Annotated in this window: 19 protein-coding genes; 13 read left to right on the top strand and 6 right to left on the bottom strand. The window is 65.3% G+C overall.

Translation table 11 applies throughout. The annotated features are described in order from the left end of the window. Nucleotides 1-16: 16 nt before the first annotated feature. From LQV39_RS12770 to LQV39_RS12760, 3 genes are read right to left on the bottom strand one after another with little or no spacing between them, the layout of a single operon-like run. Nucleotides 17-1120: an ABC transporter substrate-binding protein gene (locus LQV39_RS12770; RefSeq protein WP_230026045.1), complete on the bottom strand. Its 1104-nt coding sequence runs from the start codon at nucleotides 1118-1120 to the stop codon at nucleotides 17-19. A 38-nt stretch (nucleotides 1121-1158) separates the two neighbouring features. Beyond that, on the bottom strand, nucleotides 1159-2148 hold the full coding sequence (locus LQV39_RS12765) for a tripartite tricarboxylate transporter substrate binding protein (protein WP_230026043.1): 990 nt from the start codon (nucleotides 2146-2148) through the stop codon (nucleotides 1159-1161). A 35-nt stretch (nucleotides 2149-2183) separates the two neighbouring features. Further along, a complete protein-coding gene (locus LQV39_RS12760; protein WP_230026041.1) occupies nucleotides 2184-3245 on the bottom strand; it encodes a porin in 1062 nt (353 codons plus the stop codon). Between the two features lie 175 nt (nucleotides 3246-3420). Here LQV39_RS12760 and LQV39_RS12755 point away from each other — a divergent pair, with 175 nt between their 5' ends. From LQV39_RS12755 to LQV39_RS12745, 3 genes are all read left to right on the top strand, one after another. Continuing rightward, a complete protein-coding gene (locus LQV39_RS12755; protein WP_230026040.1) occupies nucleotides 3421-4113 on the top strand; it encodes a response regulator in 693 nt (230 codons plus the stop codon). A gap of 2 nt (nucleotides 4114-4115) precedes the next feature. Beyond that, on the top strand, nucleotides 4116-5576 hold the full coding sequence (locus tag LQV39_RS12750; RefSeq protein ID WP_230026037.1) for a sensor histidine kinase: 1461 nt from the start codon (nucleotides 4116-4118) through the stop codon (nucleotides 5574-5576). A gap of 202 nt (nucleotides 5577-5778) precedes the next feature. Further along, the gene (locus LQV39_RS12745; RefSeq protein WP_230026035.1) at nucleotides 5779-6006 is read left to right on the top strand and encodes a hypothetical protein; all 228 of its coding nucleotides are present in this window, start codon (nucleotides 5779-5781) and stop codon (nucleotides 6004-6006) included. On the opposite strand, the gene LQV39_RS12740 is transcribed toward LQV39_RS12745, so the two are convergent. Together LQV39_RS12740 and LQV39_RS12735 are read right to left on the bottom strand one after the other, a co-directional pair. Then, nucleotides 6003-7337 carry a homoserine dehydrogenase gene (locus LQV39_RS12740; protein ID WP_230026033.1) on the bottom strand — a complete coding sequence of 445 codons (1335 nt, stop codon included), beginning with the start codon at nucleotides 7335-7337 and terminating at the stop codon, nucleotides 6003-6005. The genes LQV39_RS12745 and LQV39_RS12740 overlap by 4 nt on opposite strands. A 24-nt stretch (nucleotides 7338-7361) precedes the next feature. Beyond that, nucleotides 7362-8588 carry a pyridoxal phosphate-dependent aminotransferase gene (locus LQV39_RS12735; RefSeq protein ID WP_230026031.1) on the bottom strand — a complete coding sequence of 409 codons (1227 nt, stop codon included), beginning with the start codon at nucleotides 8586-8588 and terminating at the stop codon, nucleotides 7362-7364. A 143-nt stretch (nucleotides 8589-8731) separates the two neighbouring features. Between LQV39_RS12735 and LQV39_RS12730 the strand changes: the two genes are divergently transcribed. The 10 genes from LQV39_RS12730 to LQV39_RS12685 all read left to right on the top strand — a co-directional run bounded on the left by LQV39_RS12730 (nucleotide 8732) and on the right by LQV39_RS12685 (nucleotide 18976). Next, nucleotides 8732-9103, top strand: coding sequence for an Mth938-like domain-containing protein (locus tag LQV39_RS12730; protein ID WP_230026029.1), 372 nt, complete (start codon nucleotides 8732-8734; stop codon nucleotides 9101-9103). After that, the gene (locus LQV39_RS12725) at nucleotides 9100-10767 is read left to right on the top strand and encodes a glycosyltransferase family 39 protein (RefSeq protein ID WP_230026027.1); all 1668 of its coding nucleotides are present in this window, start codon (nucleotides 9100-9102) and stop codon (nucleotides 10765-10767) included. The genes LQV39_RS12730 and LQV39_RS12725 overlap by 4 nt, the downstream gene beginning before the upstream one ends. A 19-nt stretch (nucleotides 10768-10786) precedes the next feature. Further along, on the top strand, nucleotides 10787-11161 hold the full coding sequence (locus LQV39_RS12720) for an EamA family transporter (RefSeq protein WP_230026025.1): 375 nt from the start codon (nucleotides 10787-10789) through the stop codon (nucleotides 11159-11161). A 78-nt stretch (nucleotides 11162-11239) separates the two neighbouring features. Next, nucleotides 11240-12379, top strand: a complete 1140-nt coding sequence (locus tag LQV39_RS12715) for a DegT/DnrJ/EryC1/StrS aminotransferase family protein (RefSeq protein WP_230026023.1) — start codon at nucleotides 11240-11242, stop codon at nucleotides 12377-12379. Between the two features lie 11 nt (nucleotides 12380-12390). Then, complete coding sequence (locus LQV39_RS12710) at nucleotides 12391-13374, top strand: glycosyltransferase (RefSeq protein ID WP_230026020.1); 984 nt, start codon at nucleotides 12391-12393, stop codon at nucleotides 13372-13374. Between the two features lie 135 nt (nucleotides 13375-13509). Next, nucleotides 13510-14424: a formyltransferase gene (locus tag LQV39_RS12705; RefSeq protein ID WP_230026018.1), complete on the top strand. Its 915-nt coding sequence runs from the start codon at nucleotides 13510-13512 to the stop codon at nucleotides 14422-14424. 10 nt (nucleotides 14425-14434) lie between these two features. Then, the gene (locus LQV39_RS12700; RefSeq protein ID WP_230026016.1) at nucleotides 14435-15475 is read left to right on the top strand and encodes a bifunctional UDP-4-keto-pentose/UDP-xylose synthase; all 1041 of its coding nucleotides are present in this window, start codon (nucleotides 14435-14437) and stop codon (nucleotides 15473-15475) included. A 9-nt stretch (nucleotides 15476-15484) separates the two neighbouring features. After that, on the top strand, nucleotides 15485-16432 hold the full coding sequence (locus LQV39_RS12695; RefSeq protein ID WP_230026014.1) for a polysaccharide deacetylase family protein: 948 nt from the start codon (nucleotides 15485-15487) through the stop codon (nucleotides 16430-16432). Nucleotides 16433-16450: 18 nt separating this feature from the next. Then, nucleotides 16451-16936 carry a peroxiredoxin gene (locus LQV39_RS12690; protein ID WP_290368584.1) on the top strand — a complete coding sequence of 162 codons (486 nt, stop codon included), beginning with the start codon at nucleotides 16451-16453 and terminating at the stop codon, nucleotides 16934-16936. A 216-nt stretch (nucleotides 16937-17152) separates the two neighbouring features. Next, nucleotides 17153-18976 carry a PhoH family protein gene (locus LQV39_RS12685; protein ID WP_230026012.1) on the top strand — a complete coding sequence of 608 codons (1824 nt, stop codon included), beginning with the start codon at nucleotides 17153-17155 and terminating at the stop codon, nucleotides 18974-18976. 87 nt (nucleotides 18977-19063) lie between these two features. Here LQV39_RS12685 and LQV39_RS12680 read toward each other — a convergent pair whose 3' ends face one another. Next, complete coding sequence (locus LQV39_RS12680) at nucleotides 19064-19897, bottom strand: FecR domain-containing protein (protein WP_230026010.1); 834 nt, start codon at nucleotides 19895-19897, stop codon at nucleotides 19064-19066. Nucleotides 19898-19915 lie beyond the last annotated feature (18 nt).

Here is a 19915-nt window from a genome sequence, read left to right as displayed (position 1 = left end):
GGTGCTTCAGGAAGCTTTACTTCTTGCCGGCGGTGGCTTTCCACTCTTTCAGGAAGGCCATGCGGATTGCCGGGTCCAGGTACTCCATCACGGCCGGGCTGACCGGCAGCGGCTTGATGTTCTTCTCGCCGATCTGCTTGATCAGTTCGCTCGAAGTGGTCTCGCCGGTAACGTCGGCACGGATCGCGTACAGCTTGGAGGCGTTGGAGATGACGGTCTGGCCGCGCTGGGACAGGATGTAGTCCATCCACAGCTTGGCGGCGTTCGGATGCTTGGCCGACTTGTTGATGAACTGGACGCGCGACATGACCAGCGTGTAGTCCTTCGGCAGCACGACGCCGAGCGACGGATCGGTCTTGGCGCGCACCAGCGCGTAGGAGCCGATGACGTTGTAGCCGATCAGGTTCTCGCCCGAGGAGATCCGCTCCAGCATGGTGCCGGTCGAGGATTGCACCCGCACCCTGGCCGTGCCGAAGGCCTGCTCGAGCTGCTTGAACTGCGCGAAGTCGCGCTCGTCCTGGCTCATGAACATGAAGCCGACGCCGGATTTCTCGATGTCGTAGGTGGTGACCTTGTCCTGGAACTTCGGCTGGCTGATGATGCGCACGAAGTCGGCGTGGGTCTGCGGGATGTCTGCGCCGGTCACCAGGCGCTTGTTGTAGACGAAGACGGCCGGCTCGAAGGTGGTGCCGTAGGCCATGTCCTTCCACGAGGCCCAGGCCGGGATCTTCGCCGCTTCGACCGATTTATAGGCCATTGCGTAGCCGCCGGCGGCCAGCTTGATCTGCAGGTCCATCGCCGAGGACCACAGCGCGTCGGCGGTGTCGCCGCCGGCTGCCGCTTCCGAGATGAAGCGGTTGTACACCTCGGTCGAGTTCATGTCGTTGTACTCGACCGTGATGCCCGGGTACAGCGTATTGAAGTCTTTCACCAGCGGCGCGACCGCCTTGCTGTCGGTGGCGCCGTAGATCACCAGCTTGGCTTCCTTTTTGGCGCCGTCGACGATCTGCTGGTAAGCGGCCGGGTAGCCGGCGGGCACCTGGGCCAGGGCCTGGCCCGCGCACAGCGCGGCGATGGCAGTGGCGACGGCGGCGCGCAGGATGAATTTCGTGGTTTGCATGTCTTGTCTCCTTGGGTTGATACCTGGTGGCGCAGGCGTCAATGCTCGCGCACGAGCTTGAACTGCCTGGCCTTCTGTTTGTAATCGAGGACGGCCTGTTTGATATAACGGGTCAAGGGGTCGCCGGTGAGGGAAAAGGGATACAGCCCGGCCTGGGCGCGCAGCTCGGCGAATTCCGGCGTGGCTTGCAGGCGGTCGAAGGCCGCGACCCAGCGCCGGTAGTCGGCATCCGGCACGCCGGGGCCCATCCAGACGCCGCGGATCACCGGCCAGACCAGGTCGTAGCCCTGCTCGCGCGCGGTCGGGACCGCGGCCAGCACGCCGGGCAGCCGGTGTTCGGACAGGACCGCCAGCACACGCACCTTGCCGGGGCCGGCGTACATGGCGGCTTCGGAGGTGTCGCCCGAAATCGCCTGCACGTAGTCGGCCTGCATCGCCGTGAATTCCTCGCCGCCGCCTTCGAGCGCGACGAAGCGCAGCTTGCGCGGATCGATGCCGGCCTGGCGCGCCAGCAGCGCCATCTTCATCCAGTCCTGGCTGCCGATGGTGCCGGACATGCCGATCAGGACCTTCTGCGGATCCTGCTTGAGCGCCTCGACCAGCTCGCCCAGGCTGTGGTAGGGCGAATCGGCCCGCACCGCGATCATGCCGTAGTCGGCGCCGAGCGCCGCGACCCAGCGCACGTCGTCCTCGCTGGCCTTGCCGAACTTGCCCTGGGCCAGGTTCAGCAGCGAGCCGCCGGAGAACGCCACCAGGGTGTTCGGCTCGGCGCGGCGCTGCGACGATTCCATCGTGTGCCACGCTACCGCGCCGATCCCGCCCGGCATGTAGGTCAGCTTGAATTTCGGCGAGCCGGACTTGTCCTGCATGGCTTTCCGGGCCAGTTTGCAGGTCACGTCCATCGCGCCGCCCGGTTTGGACGGCACCAGGCATTCGACATCGCCGGACTGGGCCGCACCGGCCTGTGGGCAGGCCAGTGCGAGGAACGGCAGCAGGAGCAGAAGCGGGAAGGTGCGCAGTATGTTCATGGCGCCCATCATAGCGGTGCGTGGCCGGCGCCGGGTCAGAAGCGGTGCTGGATGCCGGCGGTGATGCCGGTCTGGTTCGAGGCGAAGCCCGGATCGTCGCGCGACAGGCCCACCAGCTGGCCGTGGTCGGCATTCGCATGCGCGGCGGACAGGTAGAGGTCGGTGCGCTTGGACAGCGCGTACATCGCGCGCACCACCAGCATGGTCGGGTCGGCATCCTTGTCGGCAGCCAGGTTCTTGGTGTTGACGTGGTAGACCGCACCGGTCAGGGTCCAGGCATTCGGGTTGTAGCTGACGCCGGCCCAGTAGGTGTCGCCGCGCACGTCCGGGGTCGCGGCCTTGCCCGACTCCAGCTTGTAGCCGCGCATGGCGGCGTCGATGCGCCACGGGCCGGTCCTGTAGTCGGCGCCCACGTGGAAGGCGGTGGTTTCGTCGTGGCGGCCGGTGGCGGCCACGTTCAGTCCGTTGACCTGCTCGTAGGAGGCCATCACCAGCAGGCCGCTGCCGGTCCACGAACCGCCGACCGCGTACTTGCGGCCGTCGGACGGGCTGCCCGCCTGTTCGCCCAGGCCGATGGTGGCGCCGTAGACGAAGCCGCCGGTCTTGCCGGTGTACTTGATCAGGTTGTCGAAAGCGGTGGTCATGCCGTACTTCGACGGGCCGGTGGCGTTGCCGCTGGTGGCCCAGGAATAGTTGGGCGCGAAGCCCATCGGGTCGACCTTGATCACCAGGTCATAGGTGGTGGTGAAGGAACGGCCGATCACGACGCGGCCCAAGCTGCCGTCCAGTCCGACGTAGGCCTGGCGCTTGAACAGCGCGCCGTCCTGGGCGCCGGTATCGAGCAGGATGCCGCCTTCCAGGCCGAACACGGCCTTCAGGCCGCCACCCAGGTCCTCGGTGCCGCGGAAGCCCCAGCGCGAGGTGTTCTTGCCACCCGAGACCACGCGGGTCACGCTGCCGTCGTTGGCGGCGGCATGGTTGACGTGCTCGACGCCGGCGTCGATCAGGCCATAGACCTGGACGTTGGTTTGTGCGTGGGCGGTGGTGCTCAGGGAAAGCGCTGCCAGGACGGCGAGCGCGAGGGCCGACTTCTTCATGGTGTCTCCGGTGGTTGTAATTCTTCGCAGTCTTTTAGCGACTGCTCTGTTTGCAACAACTATATGCGTGCCAAGCTTTCAATCAGCTTTCAACGCCCGACTGTGGAAAACACGTAGACGAAGCCGGCAAGCCCGGCGCTTTTCGCGGGGCTGCCTTTGCGCTTACACTGGCGGGATGAGAATCCTGTTAGTCGAAGACCACGTCGAACTGTCGCACTGGGTGTCGAAGGCCCTGCGCGACGCCAAGCTCAGCGTCGAATGCGCGGCCACCGGCGCCGACGCCGACGCCCTGCTCCATACCCAGGACTACGCGCTGGTGATCCTGGACCTGACCCTGCCGAAGATGGATGGGCTGGACGTGCTGCGCCGCCTGCGCGCACGCGGCGGCGCCCGCGGCCGCACGCCGGTGCTGATCCTGACCGCGCGCGGCGGGCTCGAAGAACGGGTGCAGGGCCTGAACCTGGGCGCCGACGACTACCTGGCAAAACCCTTCGAACTGGCCGAACTGGAAGCGCGCGTCAAAGCCCTGCTGCGCCGCAGCGTCGGCAACGAGGCGGTGGTGCATCAGTGCGGGCAGCTCAGCTTCGACACCGTCGGCCGCATGTTCAGCTATTGCGGCGAGCCGCTGGCGCTGACGCCGCGCGAACACGCGCTGCTGGAAGCCCTGATCTCGCGTCCGGGCCGCGCCATGTCCAAGGAAAAGCTGTTCGACGAAGTGTTCTCGCTCGACGACGACGCCAACCTCGACGCCATCGAGCTCTACATCCACCGCATCCGCAAGAAGCTCGACCGCCGCCCCGACGGCGGCGCCGCCATCGCGACCCTGCGCGGCATCGGCTACCTGCTGCAGGAACGCCCGGCGGCCTAGCGATGAAGACGCCCCGCTCCCCCGGCAGCCTGCGCGGCCAGCTGCTGCGCTGGCTGATCGTGCCGCTGGTGGTGCTGGTGGCGCTGAACGCGGTGTCGCTGTACCGCGATGCGCTCGATGCGGCGGACATCGCCTACGACCGCTCGCTGCTGGCGTCCACGCGCGCGCTGGCCGAACGGGTCTCGGTCCGCGACGGCAAGGTGGTGGCCGACGTGCCCTACGTGGCGCTGGACAGCTTCGAGACCGATACCCTGGGCCGCATCTACTACCGCGTCGGCGGCTTGAACGGCGAAACCGTGTCCGGCTACGACGACCTGCCGCCGGTGCCGAAGAGCGTCAAGCGCTCGGAACTCTACCCGGCCCTGGTGCGCTTCTACCATGCCGACTACAACGGCGAGCCGGTCCGCATCGCCGCCCTGCTGCAGCCGGTGTACGACGATTCGATGCGCGGCATCGCCCTGATCCAGGTCGGCGAGACCCTGGATGCGCGGCGCGCGCTGTCGCGGCGGATCCTGGTGAATACCCTGCTGCGCCAGGCTTTGCTGGTGCTGGCGGTGGCGACCCTGGTGTGGTTCGCGGTGCGCCTGGTGCTGCAGCCGCTGATGCGCCTGAAGCAGGTGGTCGAGACGCGCAAGGTAGACGACCTGTCGGACGTCGACGCCAGCATGGTGCACCGCGAAGTGCGGCCGCTGGTGGCGGCGATGAACGGCACCATGGCGCGCATGCAGACCCTGATCGGCAGCCAGCGCCGCTTCATCGCCGACGCCTCGCACCAGCTGCGCACCCCGCTCACGGTGCTCAAGACCCAGGCCGAGCTGGCGCTGCGCGAGAACGACCCGGCCGCGATGCAGGCCATCGTGCGCTCGATCGCGGCCACCACCGATTCGACCGTGCACCTGGCGAACCGCCTGCTGACCCTGGCGCGCATCGAGCACGGCAGCGGCAGCACGCCATCGCATCCGGTCTCGCTGGCGACGCTGGCCCAGCAGGTCGGCCTGGAGCTGGCCCTGCCGGCGGTGCAGAAAGGCATCGACCTGGCGCTGGAAGCCGAAGACGGCGAGGACACGACGGTGCTGGGCCAGGAACTGCTGCTGCACGAAATGCTGAGCAACTTGGCCGACAATGCGATCCAGTACACGCCGCGCGGGGGCAGCGTGCTGCTGCGCGTGCGCCGCGTGATGGATGCGGTGCTGCTGGAAGTGCAGGACAGCGGCCCAGGCATTGCCGAGGAGGAGGCCGAGAAAGTGTTCATGCCCTTCTACCGCGCCCAGGCGGCGCTGGAAACCAATCCCGGCGGGACCGGGCTGGGGCTGGCCATCGTGCGCGATATTGCCACCTTGCATGGTGCAACCCTGGCCATGGGCAGCGCCGGCGAAGGCCGCGGCCTGAAGGTGAGCCTGCGCTTCGCCGCGGCGGCGGTTGCGCGTCCGCACACGGACGACATTGTGCTTTCTCAAACCTGAACCGGCGGCCAGCGCGGAGCATGGCAAGGACTGCCAGACAGGCCCTTTAGTATCGGCAAATGCTGCTAAACAGGAGCTGTTTGGAAACGCATATTGCGCACCGACAAATATGCGAGACGGCAAAACTTTAGGCGCTTGACCGAGCACAAGACCTATTCTGGACACGCATTCTTGTGCGCTGCAGCGCGGTTAGAATTCGCACATGAACACGACCCGTCACGCTTACAGCCTCCAGGACTACAGCGCCGCCGATGCGCTGTTCGACCAGATCGAGCAGGACCTGCTCGCCCTCACGACCGCGCCGCTCGACAGCCACGCCGCGGAGCCGCCCCAGTGCGTCGACGAATTCGCCGACGACTTTTTCAGTTGCTGGAGCCCGGCGCCAGGCGGCGCCGGCGAGCGTCCCGGGCAGGCCGGGCTACCGAATTAGCCCAGGCTTTCCAGGCGAATCCGCACGACCTTGCCGACCACCGTGGACAGTGCCTCGATCTTGGCGATCGCCGCATTCACGAATTTTTCGCGGGTCTGGTGGGTGATGATGACGATGTCGGTGCGGGCCTTTTCGCCCGGTTCCTTCTGCAGCACGGCGTCGATCGAGATGCCGGCTTCGGCCAGGATGCGGGTCAGGTCGGCCATCACGCCCAGCTGGTCCTGCACGTACACGCGCAGGTAGTAGGCGGTGCGGATCTCTTCCATCGGCAGGATCGGCAGGTCGGCCAGCTCGGCCGGCTGGAAAGCCAGGTGGGGCACGCGCTGGTAAGGATCGACGGTCGCCAGGCGGGTCACGTCCACCAGGTCGGCGATCACCGCGGAGGCGGTCGGCTCGGCGCCGGCGCCCTTGCCGTAGTAGAGCGTGGTGCCGACCGCATCGGCCTTCACCAGCACCGCGTTCATCGCGCCTTCGACGTTGGCGATCAGGCGCGCGGACGGGATCAGGGTCGGGTGCACGCGCAGTTCGATGCCCTCGGCGCCGTCGACCACGGTGCGGCGGGTGATGCCGAGCAGCTTGATGCGGTAGCCCAGCTGTTCGGCGTAGCGGATGTCGACCGCCTGCAGCTGGCTGATGCCCTCGATGTGGCTGCTGGCGAACTGCATCGGGATACCGAAGGCGATCGCCGCCATGATGGTCAGCTTGTGGGCGGCGTCCACGCCTTCGATGTCGAAGGTCGGATCGGCTTCCGCATAGCCCAGCTCCTGGGCCTGCTTCAGCACGGTGCCGAAGTCCAGGCCCTTGTCGCGCATCTCGGACAGGATGAAGTTGGTGGTGCCGTTGATGATGCCGGCCACGGACTCGATACGGTTGGCGCTCAGGCCTTCGCGCAGCGCCTTGATGATCGGCACGCCGCCGGCCACGGCGGCCTCGAAGGCCACCATCACGCCCTTGGCCTGAGCCGCCTCGAAGATCTCGTTGCCGTGCAGGGCCAGCAGCGCCTTGTTGGCAGTGACCACGTGCTTGCCGTTGGCGATCGCCTGCAGCACCAGTTCGCGCGCCAGTTCGTAGCCGCCGATCAGCTCGACGACGATGTCGATGTCCGGGTTGTTGACGACCGCGAACGGGTCGCCTACCACTTCGACGTCTTCGCCGCCGCCTTTAAGCCCTATTACACGGCGGGCGCGTTCGAGATCCCGGGCGGCGACCATCGCCACTTCGATGCCGCGGCCGGCGCGACGGCGGATTTCTTCCTGGTTACGCTGGAGGACGTGGAAGGTGCCGGCACCGACGGTGCCGACGCCTAGCAAGCCTGCTTTGATGGGTTTCATAGTTTCTATTCTGTTCTGTCGTTCTCAGCGCGCGTGGCGGCGCCGGTAACCGTCGAGGTAGCGCGCGATGCGGCCGCAGGCATCCGTCAGGTCGTCGGAATTGGGCAGGAACACCAGCCGGAAGTGGTCCGGGGCGATCCAGTTGAAGCCGGTGCCTTGCACCAGCAGGACTTTTTCCTCGGACAACAGCTCGCAGATGAATTGCTGGTCGTCGGCGATCGGGTAGATCTTGGGGTCGAGGCGGGGAAACATGTACAGCGCCGCTTTTGGCTTGACGCAGGACACACCCGGAATATCGGTAAGCAGCTTGTGCGCAAGGTCGCGCTGGCGCGCCAGGCGGCCGCCGGGCGCCACCAGGTCGGCGATGCTCTGGTAGCCGCCGAGCGCGGTCTGGATTGCAAACTGGCCCGGCGCATTCGCGCACAGGCGCATCGAGGCCAGCATGTTCAGGCCCTCGATATAGTCTTTCGCATGGCGCTTCTCGCCGGACACCACCATCCAGCCGGCGCGGTAGCCGCAGGAACGGTAGTTCTTCGACAGGCCGTTCAGGGTCACGAACAGCACGTCGTCGGCCAGCGAGGCCATCGACACGTGTTCTTCGCCGTCATACAAGGTCTTGTCGTAGATTTCATCGGCGTAGACGATCAGGCCATGCTGGCGCGCCAGCTCGACGATCTCCAGCAGCACGTCGCGCGAATACAGCGCGCCGGTCGGGTTGTTCGGGTTGATGACGACGATCGCGCGCGTGTTCGGCGTGATTTTCTTGCGCATGTCGGCGATGTCCGGCATCCAGCCGGCCTGCTCGTCGCACACGTAATGCACCGGATTGCCGCCGGCCAGGCTGACCGCCGCCGTCCACAGCGGGTAGTCGGGGGTCGGCACCAGCACCTCGTCGCCGTTGTTGAGCAGGCCCTGCATCGCCATCACGATCAGCTCGGAGGCGCCGTTGCCCAGGTAGATGTCGTCGATCTTGACCCCGGAAATGTTCTTTTCCTGGGTGTAGTGCATGACCGCCTTGCGCGGTGCAAACATGCCCTTCGAGTCGGTATAACCGGCCGCGCCGTGCAGGTTGCGGATCATGTCCTGCACGATCTCGTCCGGCGGATCGAAACCGAACACGGCCAGGTTGCCGATGTTCAGCTTGATGATCTTGTGGCCGTCATCCTCCATCTGGCGCGCTTTCTCGAGCGCGGGGCCGCGGATTTCGTAACACACGTCATCCAGCTTGTTCGATTTCAGGATCGGTCGCAAAATGTCACCCTGCCAAAAATAAAATTGTTGCAATGCGAAAAATCCCATTCTGCCCAAAGCGCCGGGATTAAGCAACTGACGGCTGGCGTTGCAACTAAACCCAGTTACAATACGCGGCTTGCGATCCTTGCCATGGCTTTCCTATGAAGCTACATACCAGCAATACCGAAAAATACCAGACCGTCACCGGCTACGACCAGTCCGGCGTCGAGATCAACGCCAAGCGCTACGACTACAGCGTGCTGGTGATGCCCGAGACGCCGCCGCGTCCCTGGAACGTGACCCGCTTCGAAGACCTGACTGCCGAGCATTTCGAGCAGATCGCTCTAGATGCGCCCGACGTGGTGGTGCTGGGCACCGGCGAACGCCAGCGTTTCGTGCACCCGCGCCTCATCGCCAGCCTCTTTAGCAAGCAGGTGGGCGTGGAAAGCATGGACAGCCATGCCGCCTGCCGCACCTATAACATCCTGATGGGCGAAGGCCGCAAGGTAACGCTGGCGCTGATCATCGAATGAGAGAACTGCACAAGAACAAGACGCTCGTCTGGACCCTGTTCCTCGCGTTTGCCGCCGTCCTGCTGGGCGTGCTGAAGATGCGGACCCTGGTCCCTCCCGACGAAGGGCGCTACGCCGAAATGGCGCGCGAGATGTTCGCCAGCGGCGACTGGATCACCACCCGCCTGAACGGCATCAAGTACTTCGAGAAGCCGCCGCTGCAGACCTGGATGAACGCCCTGACCTTCGAGATTTTTGGTCTGGGCGAATGGCAGGCGCGCCTGTGGACCGGCCTGTGCGGCCTGCTCGGCGTCGGCCTGACCGGCTACACGGGCATGCGCGTGTTCGGCAGCCGCGTCGGCTTCTACGCCGGCCTGGTGCTGGCGTCCTCGCTGTACTGGGTCATCTGCAGCCAGGTGAATTCGGTCGACATGAGCTTATCAAGCATGATGACGATCGCCCTGTGCGCCCTGCTGATCGCGCAGCGCGACGAGGCGACGCCTTCGGAACAGCGCAACTGGATGCTGCTGTGCTGGGCCGGCATGGCCCTGTCGGTGCTGGCGAAAGGCCTGATCGGCCTGGTGCTGCCGGGCGGCATCCTGGTCTTCTATACCCTGTTTTCCCGCGACTGGACGATCTGGACCCGGCTGCACCTGGTGAAAGGCCTGCTGCTGTTCTTCCTGATCGCCGCGCCCTGGTTCGTGCTGGTCGGTCTGAAGAATCCGGAACAGCCGCACTTCTTCTTCATCCACGAACACTTCGACCGCTTCCTGAAGAAGGAACACCACCGCGAAGCCGCCTGGTACGTGTTCTTCGTCCTGCTGGCGGCCGGTAGCGTGCCCTGGGTGGGCGTGCTGGTGCAGAGCCTGTGGCTGGGCGCCAAGCGCACCCTTGAACCGGGCCGCTTCAAGCCGCGCCTGATGCTGCTGGTCTGGACCGCCTTCATCATCCTGTTCTTCACCAAGTCGAATTCCAAGCTGCCCGGCTACATCGTGCCGGTGTTCCCGGCCGTGGCCCTGCTGGTCGCCAACTACCTCGAAGACGGCAGCCGCCGCGGCCGTATGCTGACCGCCGGCCTCACCGCCCTGCTGGGTGCGGGCCTGCTCGGCTTCGTGCCCTTCATGCTCAAGCTGGCCCGCCATCCGGGCGAGGACGTGCTGTACGCGGCCTACCAGCCCTGGGTGCTGGCGGCCGGCCTGGTGCTGCTGATCGGCGGCGCCCTGGCCATGCTGTACACGCGCCAGATGCAGCGCGACCTGACCGTGCTGGTGCTGGCCATCGCCGGTTTCGCGGGCGTGCAGCTGCTGCTGGTTGGCTTCGAGCCGATCGGCCAGGTGCGCGCCGGCGCCGGGCTGCTGCCCGCCATGAAGGCGGCCGGCGCCGCCAACCCGGCTACCCGCGTGTACTCGGTCGGCATCTACGAGCAGTCGCTGACCTTCTACCTCGGCCGCCCGGTCACCCTGGTCGACTACACCGACGAATTCGCCTTCGGCCTGGAGCAGCAGCCGGAACTGGGCATCCCGACCATCCCGGCCTTCCTGGAGCGCTGGCGCGCCGACGCCGCCGCCGGCGTGACGAGCATCGCCATCGTCCGTCCGGAATTCGTGGCCGAGTTCCAGCGCCAGGGCGTGCCGCTGCGCGTCGTCGCGGGCGACGCGCGCCGCACCGTGATCGCTACCCGGTGATCGCCCTTATCAATAAGTCATGAACCTCACTACTTTCGCATTCATCATTTCCGGCGTGCTGCTGAACGCCGTCGCCCAGGTGCTGCTCAAGGCCGGCACCAACGCCCTCGGCGGCGCCATCCACCTGACGATGGGCAACGCCTTCGAGACCTTCATCCGGGTCGCCACCCAGTTGCCCATCCTCGGCGGCCTGGCCTGCTACGGCCTGTCGCTGGTGGTGTGGATCATGGGCCTGTCGCGCACCGAAGTGAGCATCGCCTACCCGATGCTCTCGCTGGGCTACGTGGTGGCCGCGGTCGGCGCCTGGCTGTTCCTGGGCGAAACCATCTCGCCGCAGCGCATGCTGGGCATCGCCGTGATCCTGATCGGCGTGGTCGTACTGGCGCGCTCCTGAGCGTCCCGCGGCCGAGCAGGCTGATAAAATGACATCCGCATTTCCACCGATAACATCTACGAACCGATAGCCCTTCCCATGACTGCCGAGCTGCCCTTCCTGCCCTTTTCCCGGCCCACGATCGACGAAGAAACCATTGCCGCCGTCGGCGAGGTGCTGCGCTCCGGCTGGATCACCACCGGTCCCAAGAACCAGGCCTTCGAAGCCCTGCTCTCCGAGTACTTCGGCGGCCGCCCGGTACGCACCTTCAATTCCGGCACCTGCACCATGGAGATCGCCCTGCGCATCGCCGGCATCGGGCCGGGCGACGAAGTGATCACCACCCCGATCTCCTGGGTGGCGACGGCCAACGTCATCATCGAAGTGGGCGCCACCCCGGTGTTCGCCGACATCGACCCGGTCACCCGCAACATCGACCTCGACAAGCTGGAAGCGGCGATCACCCCGCGTACCAGGGCCATCATCCCGGTCTACCTGTCCGGCCTGCCGGTCGACATGGACCGCCTGTACGACATCGCGCGCAAGCACGATCTGCGCGTGGTCGAAGACGCGGCCCAGGCCCTGGGCTCGCAGTGGAAGGGCAAGCCGATCGGCTCCTTCGGCGACTTCGTCTCCTTCAGCTTCCAGGCCAACAAGAACATCACCACCGGCGAAGGCGGCTGCCTGGTCCTGAACAATGCGGACGAAGCGCGCCTGGCCGAGAAATACCGTTTGCAGGGCGTGACCCGCAGCGGCGTGGACGGCATCGACGTTGATGTGCTCGGCGGCAAGTACAACATGAGCGACATCAACGCCGCCATCGGCCTGGGCCAGATGAAGAACCTGGAAAAGCTGACCGCCCACCGCGCGTCGCTGGCCCAGCACTACTTCGACTGCTTCGGCGACGACTTCGAAGCGAAATACGGCGCCCAGCTGCCGGTCAAGGCCTTCGGCACGAGCAACTGGCACCTGTTCCAGATCATCCTGCCGGACAACGGCCCCGGCACCCGCGCCGAGTTCATGACCCGCCTGCAGAAGGAACACAATGTCGGCACCGGCTACCACTACGCGCCGATCCACCTGTTCACCATGTATCGCGAGCGCGGCTTTACCGAAGGCATGTTCCCGGTTTCCGAGAAGATCGGCCGCCTGACCGTGACCCTGCCGATGTTCAATGCCATGAGCAAGGCCGACGTCGAGCGCGCCGTGGCGGCTGTCAAAGCGGTGCTGGCAAAATGACGGTCATGGGCATGAAGCCGGAACTGTCGATCGTCATTCCGGTCTATAACGAGGAAGCCGGGCTGGGCAATCTGTTCGCGCGCCTGTACCCGGCCATGGACAAGCTCGGCATCCCCTACGAGGTCGTGTTCATCAACGACGGCAGCCGCGACAACTCGGTCTCGATCCTGGCCGAGCAGTACCGCCTGCGCCCGGACGTGACCCGCGTCGTGCTGTTCAACGGCAACTACGGCCAGCACATGGCCATCCTGGCCGGCTTCGAACAGACCCGCGGCGAGATCGTGATCACCCTCGACGCCGACCTGCAGAACCCGCCGGAAGAGATCCACAAGCTGGTCGCCAAGATGCGCGAGGGCTACGACTACGTCGGCTCGATCCGCCGCAAGCGCCAGGATTCGGCCTGGCGCACCTATGCTTCGAAGGCCATGAACCGCCTGCGCGAGCGCATCACCAACATCCACATCACTGACCAGGGCAACATGCTGCGCGCCTACGGCCGCAACGTGATCGACCTGGTCAACCAGTGCGCGGAGGTGAACACCTTCGTGCCGGCGCTGGCCTATAAATTCTCGCGCAAGCCGACCGAGATCGTGGTCGAGCACGAAGAGCGCGCGGCCGGCGAATCGAAGTATTCGCTGTACAGCCTGATCCGCCTGAACTTCGACCTGATGACCGGCTTCTCGCTGGTGCCGCTGCAGTTCTTCTCGCTGCTGGGCATCACGATGTCGCTGCTGTCGGCCTTGCTGGTGCTGTTCCTGCTGATCCGCCGCTTCATCCTGGGCGCCGAAGCCGAAGGCGTGTTCACCCTGTTCGCGATCGCCTTCTTCTTCATGGGCGTGATCCTGTTCGGGATCGGCCTGGTGGGCGAGTACGTGGGCCGGATCTACCAGCAGGTGCGCGCACGGCCGCGCTATGTGGTGCAGACCGTGCTGCAGGGCGTGCCGGCGGCCGAGGCTGCAGCTGACGAGGTCGAGAAGCGGCACGTGGTGCGCTGAAAAAAAACACCCGAACGCATGAATATCGTCGTCCCCGCGCAGGCGGGGATCCAAGTTTCGGGCTGAGCCACGAACTTGGGGTCCCCGCCTGCGCGGGGACGACGGCTCATCGGTTATCGCTTAATTGATACGAACATGACCCAACAACCCAAACGCGCAGTCGTCTTCGCCTACCACAACGTCGGCGTCCGCTGCCTGAAAGTCCTGCTTGCCGGCGGCGTCGATGTCGCCCTGGTCGTCACCCACCAGGACAGCGCCACCGAGAACATCTGGTTCGAGTCCGTGCAGTCGCTGTGCGAAACCGAAGGCATCCCCTTCATCACGCCGGACGATCCGAAATCCCCGGAGCTGCTGGCGCAAATCAAGGCCGCCAGGCCGGACCTGATGTTCAGCTTCTACTACCGCAACATGCTGCCGCAGGCCATCCTCGATGTCGCCCCGGCCTTCAACATGCATGGCTCGCTGCTGCCGGAATACCGCGGCCGCGCGCCGACCAACTGGGCGGTACTGCACGGCGCGCGTGAAGCCGGCGCCTCGCTGCACGAGATGACGGCCAAGCCGGACGCCGGCGCCATCGTGGCCCAGCAGGCCGTGCCCATCCTGCCCGACGACACCGCCTTCGAAGTCTTCGGCAAGGTCACCGTGGCGGCCGAACTGGCGCTCTATAAGGTGCTGCCGCAGCTGCTGGCCGGCACCGCGCCGCGCACGCCGAATGACTTGTCGAAAGGCGGCTACTTCGGCGGCCGCAAGCCCGAAGACGGCCGCATCGACTGGAGCCAGCCCGCCCAGCAGGTCTACAACCTGCACCGCGCGGTGGCTCCGCCCTATCCCGGCGCCTTTACGGACATCGGCGCGCGCCGTTACGTGATCGAACGCGCTCGCCTCTACCGCGGCGATCTGGCTGAGAAAATCGCCGGTTTGCCGCCTGGCCTGGCGGTGGTGGATAATGCGATCCTCGGCGTGTGCGGCGACGGCCGCGCCCTCCTCATCCACAGCCTGCTGGCCGATGGCATGCGCATCTCGCAGGCCGAACTGAAAGCCTCGCTTTGAAGACCACCTTATGAAAAAAGTCCTTATCCTCGGCGTCAACGGCTTCATCGGCCACCACCTGTCCAAGCGCATCCTCGAGTCCACCGACTGGGAAGTCTATGGCATGGACATGAGCACGGACCGCATCAAGGACCTGCTGGCCCATCCGCGCATGCACTTCTTCGAAGGCGACATCACCATCAACAAGGAATGGGTCGAGTACCACGTCAAGAAGTGCGACGTGATCCTGCCGCTGGTGGCGATCGCGACCCCGTCGACCTACGTCCAGCAGCCGCTGCGCGTGTTCGAACTGGACTTCGAGGCGAATCTGCCCATCGTCCGCTCGGCCGCCAAATACGGCAAGCACCTGGTGTTCCCGTCGACCTCGGAAGTCTACGGCATGTGCCACGACGGCGAGTTCGACCCGGAGAACTCGGAACTGGTCTACGGCCCGATCAACAAGCCGCGCTGGATCTATGCCTGCTCCAAGCAGCTGATGGACCGCGTGATCTGGGGCTACGGCATGGAAGGCCTGAACTTCACCCTGTTCCGTCCCTTCAACTGGGTCGGCGCGGGACTGGACTCGATCCACACCCCGAAAGAAGGTTCGTCGCGCGTGCTGACCCAGTTCTTCGGCCACATCGTGCGCGGCGAAGCGATCTCGCTGGTCGACGGCGGCGCCCAGAAGCGCGCCTTCACCTACATCGATGACGGCATCGACGCCCTCATGAAGATCATCGAGAACAGGGACGGCAAGGCCAGCGGCCAGATCTACAACATCGGCAACCCGGTCAACAACTACTCGATCCGCGAACTGGCCGGCATGATGCTGAAACTCGCCGCCGAGTATCCGGAATACGCGGCCGGCGCCGCCAGGGTGCAGATCGTCGAAACCAGCTCGGGCGCCTACTACGGCGCCGGCTACCAGGACGTGCAGAACCGCGTGCCCAGGATCGAGAACACGAAGCAGGACCTCGGCTGGGCCCCGACCACCGGCATGGCCGACGCACTGCGCCACATCTTCGACGCCTACCGCGGCCAGGTTGCCGCGGCCCAGGCGCTGATGGATTAAGGGCGCATCTTGGCTCAGTTAGTCCCTCCCCTGCTCGTCCTCAAGATCGACGTCGACACCTACCGCGGCACGCTCGAAGGCGTGCCGAACCTGGTGCGCATGCTGACCCGCCACGCCGCCGGCGCGACCTTTCTGTTCTCGCTCGGCCCCGACCATACCGGCTGGGCGATGCGGCGCGCGCTGCGTCCCGGCTTCTTCCAGAAGGTCTCGCGCACCTCGGTAGTCGAGCACTACGGCTTCAAGACCCTGATGTACGGCGTGCTGCTGCCCGGTCCGGACATCGGCCTGAAAGGCGCGGCCGAGATGCGCGCCGCGCGCGACGCCGGCTTCGAATGCGGCATCCATACCTGGGACCACGTGCGCTGGCAGGACAATGTCCGCGCCCGCGATGCGCAGTGGACCGATGCCATGATGCGGAAGAGCGAGCAGCGCTACGCCCAGGTCTTCGGCGAAGCGCCGCATACCCATGGCGCGGCCGGCTGGCAGATGAACGAGCACGCCTTCCGCCGCCACGATGCGCAGGGCTATGCCTATGCCTCCGACGGCCGCGCGATGCTGCTCGACAGCGGCGCGATGGCCGACCCGCACGCCGGTCCCTACCGCTTGACAAGCATGCGCCACATCCAGATGCCGACCACCCTGCCCACGCTGGACGAGCTGCTGGGCCGCGAAGCCGACGGCGCCGAGCTGACGACGGCGAACATCGCCGCCCACATCCTGAAGCTGACGGCGCAAAACCGCCGCGATCACGTCTATACCTTGCACGCGGAACTTGAAGGACAGAAACTTGCCCCCATCTTCGAGCAGCTGTTGTCAGGTTGGAAAGCCCAGGGCTACCATCTTGCCTCGATGGCGGACTACTATGAGAAGATAAAGCATGACCCGCTGCCCGAATATCCGGTTCAGTGGGGAGAATTACCGGGACGGTCGGGAGAGCTGATCGTCCTTGATACCTGATCCTGACAGGAGAGAACCGTGGCCGACAGCCCCAGCGCAGCACCCACCGCGAATACCCAGCTTGCCAACTTCAGCGCCCCGATGACGGGCGAGCAGACCTTCGAACTGCAGGGCCGTCCGGCCAAGTACACGGTGCTGTATTTCTATCCGAAGGACAACACCCCCGGCTGCACCACGGAAGCCATGGCCTTCCGTGACCACCACGACGAATTCACCGGGCTGGGCGCCGCCATCTACGGCCTCAGCCGCGACTCCCTGCGCTCCCACGAGAGCTTCAAGTCCAAGCTCGGCCTGCCCTTCGAACTGATCTCGGACCCCGAAGAGGCGGTCTGCACCCAGTTCGATGTCATGAAGATGAAAAACATGTACGGTAAGAAAGTACGGGGGGTCGAGCGCAGTACGTTTGTCATTGACGCTAACGGCAAAGTGGTGAAAGAATGGCGTGGCGTGAAAGTCAATGATCACGTCAATGAAGTGCTGGAATTTTTGAAGAGCCAGCCCTGAACGGATGGCTCGGTTAACACTAACCTGATGCCATTACGTCGCCCATTTTGAGTCCCAGTTTTACCTCAACGCATCTTTCCAATCTGGCCACCGGCCCCGCACTCATTTCGAGACGGCCGGTAGCCGCGCAGCTCCCCCCACGGTTGCATCTGTCCTGCCCGGCGGCGCCTACGCCCGCACGTGCATTTTTCCGACTTCCATACGATTGAGAACCTGATGCCACTACCGAAAATACCAAGCAAGCCGGCGACCATTCTGCTGGCAAAAGATTACCCCAAAGCCGAACCCGGCAAATCGCCTGTCCGCGCAGCCGCGAAGGCGGAGAACGACCCCGTCGAAGACCTGATCAGCGGCGAAGCCGTGCCGGCCAAGCCCGCGCGTGCGCGCAAGTCCAAGGCCGCGCTGCTGGTCGAAGCGCCGTCGCGCGAAGCCGTTCCCGAAAATGGCACCGCGAAGGCTGCGCCTTCGCCAGTTCCCGCCCCTGCCCGCGCAGACCGGAGCGGCAAGACCGGCGCCGAAGGAAATAAAACTGCGAAGCTGCGCGAGACCGACATGAACGAGCCGCATCCGGTCAAGCACAAGCCGGTCGAGGTCAACGTCAAGTCTTCGGCCAGCCGCAAGGCCGACAGCGCCGGCGTGGCCAAGATGTTCGTGCTCGACACGAATGTGCTGATGCACGACCCGACCTCGCTGTTCCGCTTCGAGGAGCACGACGTCTACCTGCCGATGATGACGCTCGAAGAACTCGACAACCACAAGAAGGGCATGTCGGAAGTCGCGCGCAATGCACGCCAGGTATCGCGCACGCTGGACGCGCTGATCGCCAACACCGACGACGACGCCATCGAGACCGGCATCCCGCTGGCCAAGCTGGGCAACAAGGATGCGCGCGGCCGCCTGTACTTCCAGACCCGCCTGAACGCCGCCAGCCTGCCGGAAGGCCTCCCCGCGGGCAAGGCCGACAACCAGATCCTGGGCGTGGTTCGTGCGCTCGAAGCGGACCAGTCGGGCCGCGCGATCGTGCTGGTGTCGAAGGACATCAACATGCGCATCAAGGCGCGCGCCCTGGGCCTGGCCGCCGAGGACTACTTCAACGACCACGTGCTGGAAGATACCGACCTGCTGTACTCGGGCATCGTCCAGCTGCCGGACGACTTCTGGACCAAACACGGCAAGAACATGGAGTCCTGGCAGGAGATCAAGGGCGGCAATTCGGCCACCTATTACCGCGTCACCGGCCCCTTCATCCCATCGCTGCTGGTGAACCAGTTCGTGTTCTTCGAACCGAACAACGGCGAAGCGCCCTTCCAGGCCCAGGTCAAGGAAATCAACGGCAAGACCGCCGTGCTGCAGACCCTGCGCGACTTCAGCCACAACAAGAACAACGTCTGGGGCATCACCGCGCGCAACCGCGAGCAGAACTTCGCGCTGAACCTGCTGATGAATCCGGAAGTCGACTTCATCACCCTGCTTGGCCAGGCCGGCACCGGCAAGACCCTGCTGGCGCTGGCGGCGGGCCTGGCGCAGGTCCTGGAAACCAAGGTCTACAACGAGATCATCGTTACCCGCGTGACGGTGCCGGTCGGTGAAGACATCGGCTTCCTGCCGGGCACCGAGGAAGAGAAGATGTCGCCCTGGATGGGCGCCTTCGACGACAACCTCGAAGTGCTGATGAAGGGCGACGGCGACGCCGGCGACTGGGGCCGCGCCGCGACCCAGGACCTGATCCGTTCGCGCATCAAGATCAAGTCGCTCAACTTCATGCGCGGCCGCACCTTCGTCAACAAGTTCCTGATCATCGACGAAGCGCAGAACCTGACGCCCAAGCAGATGAAGACCCTGGTCACGCGCGCCGGTCCGGGCACCAAGATCCTCTGCCTCGGCAACATCGCCCAGATCGACACGCCTTACCTGACCGAAGGCTCGAGCGGCCTGACCTACGTGGTCGACCGCTTCAAGGGCTGGAGCCACGGCGGCCACGTGACCCTGGCGCGCGGCGAGCGTTCGCGCCTGGCGGATCACGCGAGCGACGTGCTGTAAGTTTCAGGTCGCTGCAAAACGAAAGCCTGCGATCCCGAGAGGGACGCAGGCTTTTTATTTGCCCGACGGATCAACGGTTTCGTTCCATCATCGAACGATGCAGTCCACGCCACCCTTGTCCGGCGAACTACCGCTGTTCGACGCCTGCGGCCCTGACGCCCCGCCGTTGAAGCTCGGCGGCGGCGTGAACTGCAGGCCCGTATTCGGCGGCACGATCACCGGCGCCTGGTTCACGCCCGGCACGTAGCCGAACTGGCCGGCCTGGAAGCCGAGCGAGCCGCCGTTGTTCGTCACGACGATCGCGCCTTCCGTGACCGAGACGTGCAGGCCCGGCGGCAGCGCTGGAGCGCCCACCGGCGCCTTCTGCTGCGCCGCGTCCGGCGTGGGCGCCGGCAGCTTGCCCGCCCCCACGCCGACCTCGGTCAGCGGGCTCGGATTCGGATTGATGCGCATCGCGTCGCGTTCCGGCGCCGGCGGCGGCGGCGGCACATACTGCGCAATGAAGGTGGTGCCGCGGATGCCGATGGTGGCGCTCGGCGTCTTCAGCGAGAACTTCTCCTTGTTGCGCTTGCCCAGTAGGCCCGTGATCGAGCGCAGGCCGCCCTTCACCAGGTCGAAGGAGGCGCTGTCGGCCTCCGGCTTGCCGGCATCGTAGTTGAAGTTCTCGACGCGGAAGGTGGTGCCGGGCTTCAGCGTGATCTCGCTGTTGTCGACGAAGCGGATCTGGGCGTAGGTGTTTTTCTCGGACACCAGGGTATCGCCGTTCTCGATTTCCGACTTCGGTCCCAGCACCTTGACGCTGCCGTCGGCCTTGCGGTCGAGCAGCGGGCCGCTCAGGTGCGCCACCACGCCGACCACTTGTGCGGCCCAGGCGCTGTCGCCGGCCAGCAGCAGCGCCGCGCACACCAGGGATTTCAGCATGTTCGCCATCCCCCCAGT

It is taken from the genome of Massilia sp. Bi118 (genome assembly GCF_918697865.1).
Taxonomy (GTDB): domain Bacteria; phylum Pseudomonadota; class Gammaproteobacteria; order Burkholderiales; family Burkholderiaceae_D; genus Telluria.
Note: the sequence above shows the minus strand (reverse complement) of the source record. Positions and strands in the feature narration are given on the sequence as shown.